The 6,689-nt window shown below is 45.4% G+C and carries 3 protein-coding genes; all 3 read left to right on the top strand.

Going from position 1 to position 6,689, the window contains the following annotated elements; translation table 11 throughout:
* The first annotated feature begins 283 nt into the window (after nucleotides 1-283).
* The 3 genes from QZ379_RS11540 to carB all read left to right on the top strand — a co-directional run bounded on the left by QZ379_RS11540 (nucleotide 284) and on the right by carB (nucleotide 6,621).
* Entirely contained in the window at nucleotides 284-2,167 is a 1,884-nt protein-coding gene (locus QZ379_RS11540; RefSeq protein ID WP_291564786.1) for an amidophosphoribosyltransferase, read from the top strand.
* Nucleotides 2,168-2,295: 128 nt separating this feature from the next.
* Nucleotides 2,296-3,372: a glutamine-hydrolyzing carbamoyl-phosphate synthase small subunit gene (gene carA / locus QZ379_RS11535; RefSeq protein ID WP_291564784.1), complete on the top strand. Its 1,077-nt coding sequence runs from the start codon at nucleotides 2,296-2,298 to the stop codon at nucleotides 3,370-3,372.
* A gap of 21 nt (nucleotides 3,373-3,393) precedes the next feature.
* A complete protein-coding gene (gene carB, locus QZ379_RS11530) occupies nucleotides 3,394-6,621 on the top strand; it encodes a carbamoyl-phosphate synthase (glutamine-hydrolyzing) large subunit (RefSeq protein ID WP_291564782.1) in 3,228 nt (1,075 codons plus the stop codon).
* Nucleotides 6,622-6,689 lie beyond the last annotated feature (68 nt).

Genomic DNA, 6,689 nt, shown 5'->3' with positions numbered 1-6,689 from the left:
ACATTATATATATAATATCTTTATTAAGACCCAGAAGATGAAAAGATTTTATTCGGTTTTTCTATATTGTAAAACTTCGGAAGCATACAGAAATGCTGTTACATTTCTTTTTGCCAAAATCCGTTTTTCATTTTCAAGTATGTTATTTTTGTTTTTCAAACATACAGACTTTTCTTTTTCAGAAAATTCATATTTACCCGGAAATGCATTTCGGCATATCCGGGATTTTTTTCGTCCAAAGCATTATACGATATACAACAATACAAATATAGATAATTAAGGTATGGAACAACTAAAGCACGAATGTGGGGTGGCGATGATACGCCTGATGAAACCACTGGAACACTATCAGCAGAAATACGGTACATGGATGTACGGACTCAACAAACTGTACCTTCTGATGGAGAAACAGCATAACCGAGGACAGGAAGCTGCCGGACTGGCTTGTGTGAAACTTCAGGCTGCACCGGGCGAAGAATACATGTTCCGCGAAAGAGGACTTGGCGCAGGAGCCATAACCGAGATTTTCGGAACTGTACACAGCTATTTCCGCAATCTGACACCGGAACAGATGCGTGATGCCGAATATGCCGAGAAGTGTCTTCCTTTTGCAGGCGAACTGTATATGGGACACCTGAGATATTCCACTACAGGTAAGAGCGGAATATCGTATGTACACCCGTTCCTCCGCCGCAACAACTGGCGTGCAAAGAACCTTGCGCTGTGCGGAAATTTCAACCTTACGAATGTTGACGAAATATTTGCGTCAATCACTGCCGACGGACAGCACCCACGCAAATATGCCGACACGTATATAATGCTTGAACAGGTGGGACACCGCCTTGACCGCGAAGTGGAAAGACTATACACTGAATGTAAAGGCGAAGGTCTGGAAGGTATGGACATAACTCATGCCATAGAAGACAGAATAGACCTGACAAACGTTTTGAAAACATCAAGTCCGACATGGGACGGCGGTTACGTGATATGCGGACTGACCGGTAGCGGCGAAAGCTTTGCCGTGCGTGACCCATGGGGAATACGTCCTGCATTCTGGTATATGGACGATGAAATATTCGTACTGGCTTCAGAACGTCCTGTGATACAGACAGCACTGAATGTTCCTGCCGACAGTATAAACGAACTCCAGCCTGGTCAGGCAATAATGATAAGCAAAAAAGGACAGATGCGTCTGGCGCAGATAAACGAGCCGAAAGTGAAAAAGGCTTGTTCTTTCGAACGTATATACTTCAGCCGCGGCAGCGACATGGATATATACCGCGAAAGAAAAAAACTCGGCGAGAAACTGGTGAATCCTATTCTGAAAGCTATAGACAACGATGTGATTCACACGGTGTTCTCTTTCATCCCTAACACAGCCGAAGTGGCTTTCTACGGAATGCTGGAAGGTTTCGACAATTATCTGAATGAGCTGAAAGTACAACGTATAGAGGCCTTGGGACATAAACCGAGCCACAGCGAGCTTGAACAGATTCTTTCACAGCGTATCCGAAGTGAAAAAGTTGCAATCAAGGATATAAAGCTGCGTACGTTCATAGCCGAAGGAAATACCCGCAATGATCTGGCAGCACACGTATATGATATTACATACGGAAGCCTCGTGCCATACGCAGATAATCTGGTGATAATAGACGACAGTATAGTTCGTGGTACAACACTGAAACAAAGTATCATAAGCATACTCGACCGCCTGCACCCGAAAAAGATAGTGATAGTATCATCATCACCACAGGTACGTTATCCGGACTATTACGGTATAGACATGGCAAGCATGGAGCAGTTCATTGCCTTTAAGGCTGCCATAGCATTGCTTGAGGAAAGAGGTATGCAGGACGTTATAATAAATGCATACAGCAAATCCAAGGCACAATTAGGATTGTCTAAAGAAGAGATGGTGAACTATGTAAAAGAGATATACGCACCGTTCACGGATGAAGAGATATCAGCCAAAATGGTGGAACTGCTGACACCTGCCGGAACACAAGCTAAAGTGGAGATAGTATATCAGACACTGGAAGGACTGCACGAAGCATGCCCAGACCACACAGGCGACTGGTACTTCAGCGGAGACTATCCTACTCCGGGCGGAGTAAAACTGGTAAATCAGGCATTTATAAACTATATAGAAGAAAATTATAAGTTTTAGTTCCTTGTTGTTAGTTATTAGTTTTTAGTTCTAACAGCCAACAACTAAGAACTAACAACTCACCCCAAAAAAACTCTTCTTACAACTAAAAGCTAAAAGCTAAAAACTAAAAAATAAATATACTGATAATGAGAAATGTAACATTGATCCTCGACGACGGGAGCCGCTTCCATGGCAAGTCGTTCGGTTATGAGAAACCGGTAGCTGGCGAAGTGGTGTTCAACACAGCCATGACCGGTTACCCTGAAAGTTTGACAGACCCTTCGTATGCCGGTCAGCTTATGACACTGACTTATCCTTTGGTTGGAAACTACGGTGTACCTCCTTTCACTTTCGCGGAAAACGGACTTCCTCATTTTATGGAAAGCGAGAAGGTTCATGCCGAAGCGATTATCGTGAGCGACTACAGCGAAAAGTATTCTCACTGGAATGCAGTGGAAAGCCTTGGCGACTGGCTTAAACGTGAGCAGATACCGGGAATTACAGGCATTGACACTCGTGAGCTTACAAAGGTATTGCGCGAACACGGTGTGATGATGGGAAAAATCGTATTCGACGATGAACCGGACAACATTCCTGAGGCTGAATATGCCGGAGTGAACTACGTTGATAAGGTTTCCTGCAAGGAAGTAATCCGCTACAACGAAGGCGAAGGCAAGAAGAAAGTCGTACTCGTGGACTGTGGTGTTAAATCGAACATTATCCGTTGCCTTTTGAAACGCGATGTAGAAGTAATCCGCGTTCCATGGAACTATGATTTCAACTCTCTTGAATTCGACGGTCTGTTTATCTCAAACGGTCCTGGCGACCCTGACACTTGTGATGCTGCAGTACAGAATATACGCAAGGCTATGCAGAACGAAAAACTTCCTATCTTCGGAATCTGTATGGGTAACCAGTTGCTCTCGAAAGCAGGAGGCGCAAAAATATACAAACTGAAATACGGTCACCGCAGCCACAACCAGCCGGTTCGTATGGTAGGAACAGAAAAATGTTTCATTACTTCACAGAACCACGGTTATGCCGTTGACAACAACACTCTTGGCTCAGACTGGGAACCATTGTTCATCAACATGAACGACGGCTCTAACGAAGGTATCCGCCACAAAAAGAACCCTTGGTTCTCCGCACAGTTCCACCCGGAAGCTGCAAGTGGTCCGACTGATACAGAATTCCTGTTCGATGAGTTTGTAAAATTGCTGTAATCCATTAAAAAGAAAAGTACAATGAAAGAAAATATAAAGAAAGTATTATTGTTAGGTTCCGGAGCACTTAAAATCGGCGAAGCCGGTGAGTTCGACTATTCCGGTTCACAGGCTCTTAAGGCTCTTAAGGAAGAAGGTATAGAAACCATCCTTATCAACCCTAATATCGCTACAGTGCAGACTTCAGAAGGAGTGGCAGACAAGATTTACTTCCTGCCCGTTACGCCTTACTTCGTAGAAAAAGTAATAGCTAAGGAACGTCCTGACGGCGTACTGCTCTCATTTGGTGGACAGACAGCATTAAACTGCGGTGTTGTTCTCTACAAGGCAGGTATATTCGAAAAATATGAGACTCGTGTTCTTGGTACTCCTGTACAGGCTATCATGGACACTGAAGACCGTGAGCTCTTCGTTCAGAAACTTGACGAAATCAATGTCAAGACTATCAAGAGTGAAGCTGTAGAAAACATCGAGGATGCACGCCGTGCAGCCAAAGAACTTGGATATCCGGTAATCATCCGTGCCGCATACGCACTTGGTGGCCTTGGTTCAGGTTTCTGCGACAACGAAGAAGAACTTAACGTTTTGGCCGAAAAGGCTTTCTCTTTCTCTCCACAGGTGCTTGTAGAAAAGAGCTTGAAGGGATGGAAGGAAGTGGAATACGAAGTGGTTCGCGACCGTTTCGACAACTGTATCACTGTATGTAACATGGAAAACTTCGACCCGCTGGGTATCCACACCGGTGAGTCTATCGTTATCGCTCCATCACAGACTCTTACAAACAGCGAATACCACAAGTTGCGTGAACTTGCAATCCGCATCATCCGCCACATCGGTATCGTGGGTGAATGTAACGTACAGTATGCTTTCGACCCGGAATCGGAAGACTACCGAGTAATCGAGGTTAACGCTCGTCTGAGCCGTTCTTCTGCTCTTGCATCTAAGGCTACAGGTTATCCTCTGGCTTTCGTTGCTGCGAAACTCGGTTTGGGATACGGACTGTTCGACCTTAAGAACTCTGTAACAAAGACTACTTCTGCATTCTTCGAGCCGGCTCTTGACTACTGCGTATGTAAGATTCCTCGCTGGGACTTGGGTAAGTTCCACGGTGTTGACCGCGAGCTTGGTTCAAGCATGAAGTCTGTAGGTGAAGTAATGGCTATCGGACGTACTTTCGAAGAAGCTATCCAAAAAGGTCTTCGTATGATTGGTCAGGGAATGCACGGTTTCGTTGAAAACAAGGAACTTGTTATCGATGATATCGACAAGGCCCTCCGCGAACCGACAGACAAACGTATCTTCGTTATCTCCAAGGCTATGCGTGCCGGTTACACTGTTGACCAGATACATGACCTTACAAAAATAGACAAGTGGTTCCTCGACAAGCTGCAGAACATCATGCAGACATCTAAGGAACTCCACGAATGGGGAAACAACCATACCCAACTTTCACAGTTGCCAAACGAACTGCTTTATAAGGCTAAACGTCAGGGATTCTCTGACTTCCAGGTGGCTCGTGCAATCGGTTACAAGGGTGAGATGGAAGATGCTATCGTTGATATCCGTAACCACCGTAAGAGTGTAGGTATCGTGCCTGTAGTGAAACAGATAGATACTCTGGCTGCTGAATATCCTGCACAGACTAACTACCTGTATCTGACTTACAGCGGCGTAGCTAACGATGTTCATTACCTTGGCGACCACAAGAGTATCGTGGTTCTCGGTTCAGGAGCTTACCGTATCGGTTCTTCTGTAGAGTTCGACTGGTGTGGCGTTCAGGCTCTTAACACTATCCGCAAGGAAGGTTACCGCTCTGTAATGATTAACTACAACCCTGAGACTGTGTCAACAGACTACGATATGTGCGACCGTCTGTATTTCGACGAGTTGACTTTCGAACGTGTAATGGATATCCTCGACCTGGAAAATCCTCACGGAGTAATCGTTTCTACAGGTGGACAGATTCCTAACAACCTCGCGCTTCGTCTTGATGCTCAGAAAGTAAATATCCTCGGTACTTCCGCCAAGAGCATTGACAATGCAGAAGACCGCGACAAGTTCTCGGCTATGCTCGACCGTATCGGTGTTGACCAGCCTGAATGGAGTGCGCTTACTTCTATGGAAGATATCAACGCATTTATCGAAAAGGTAGGTTTCCCTGTATTGGTTCGTCCTTCATACGTGCTTTCAGGTGCGGCCATGAACGTATGTTCTAACCAAGAGGAGCTTGAACGCTTCCTGCAGCTTGCGGCCAACGTATCTAAGAAGCACCCTGTGGTAGTGAGCCAGTTCATAGAACATGCCAAGGAAGTTGAAATGGATGCTGTGGCACAGAACGGTGAAATCGTGGCATACGCTATCTCTGAACACATCGAGTTTGCCGGTGTACACTCAGGTGACGCTACTATACAGTTCCCTCCACAGAAACTTTATGTTGAGACTGTACGCCGTATCAAGCGTATCTCCCGTCAGATTGCAAAAGAGCTTAACATCTCCGGTCCGTTCAACATCCAGTTCCTTGCACGTGAAAACGATATCAAGGTTATCGAATGTAACTTGCGTGCCAGCCGTTCATTCCCATTCGTAAGTAAAGTATTGAAGATTAACTTCATCGAACTTGCAACTAAGGTTATGCTCGGTCTGCCGGTTGAAAAACCTGAGAAGAACCTGTTCGACCTCGACTATGTTGGTATCAAGGCAAGCCAGTTCTCATTCAACCGTCTACAGAAGGCCGACCCTGTATTGGGCGTTGATATGGCATCTACAGGTGAGGTGGGATGTATCGGCGACGATACTTCATGCGCGGTATTGAAGGCTATGCTTTCTGTAGGTTACCGCATCCCTGAAAAGAACATCCTGATGTCAACAGGTACACTGAAACAGAAGGTTGACCTGCTTCAGGCTGCACGTGCCCTCAAGGCTAAAGGTTACAACATCTTCGCTACAGGCGGCTCATCCAAGTTCCTTACAGAAAACGGCGTAGAAAACACTCGCGTTTACTGGCCAAGCGAAGAAGGACATCCTCAGGCTCTCGAAATGCTGCACAAGAAGGAAATTGACATGGTGGTAAATATCCCACGTGATCTTACTCCAACCGAGCTTGAAAACGGTTATAAGATCCGTCGTGCAGCTGTGGATTTGAATATTCCTCTCGTGACAAACGCACGTCTTGCAAGCGCATTCATCAATGCGTTCTGCACAATGAGCATAGACGATATAGCAATCAAGAGTTGGGACGAATATAAATAACCAATAATATAAATAAAATCGAGTAGGAGGAAAACGAAGTAGTTTTCTTCCTACTTTCGTTTTCCGAC

The organism is Bacteroides sp. (genome assembly GCF_019417265.1).
Lineage (GTDB): Bacteria > Bacteroidota > Bacteroidia > Bacteroidales > Bacteroidaceae > Phocaeicola.
Note: the sequence above shows the minus strand (reverse complement) of the source record. Positions and strands in the feature narration are given on the sequence as shown.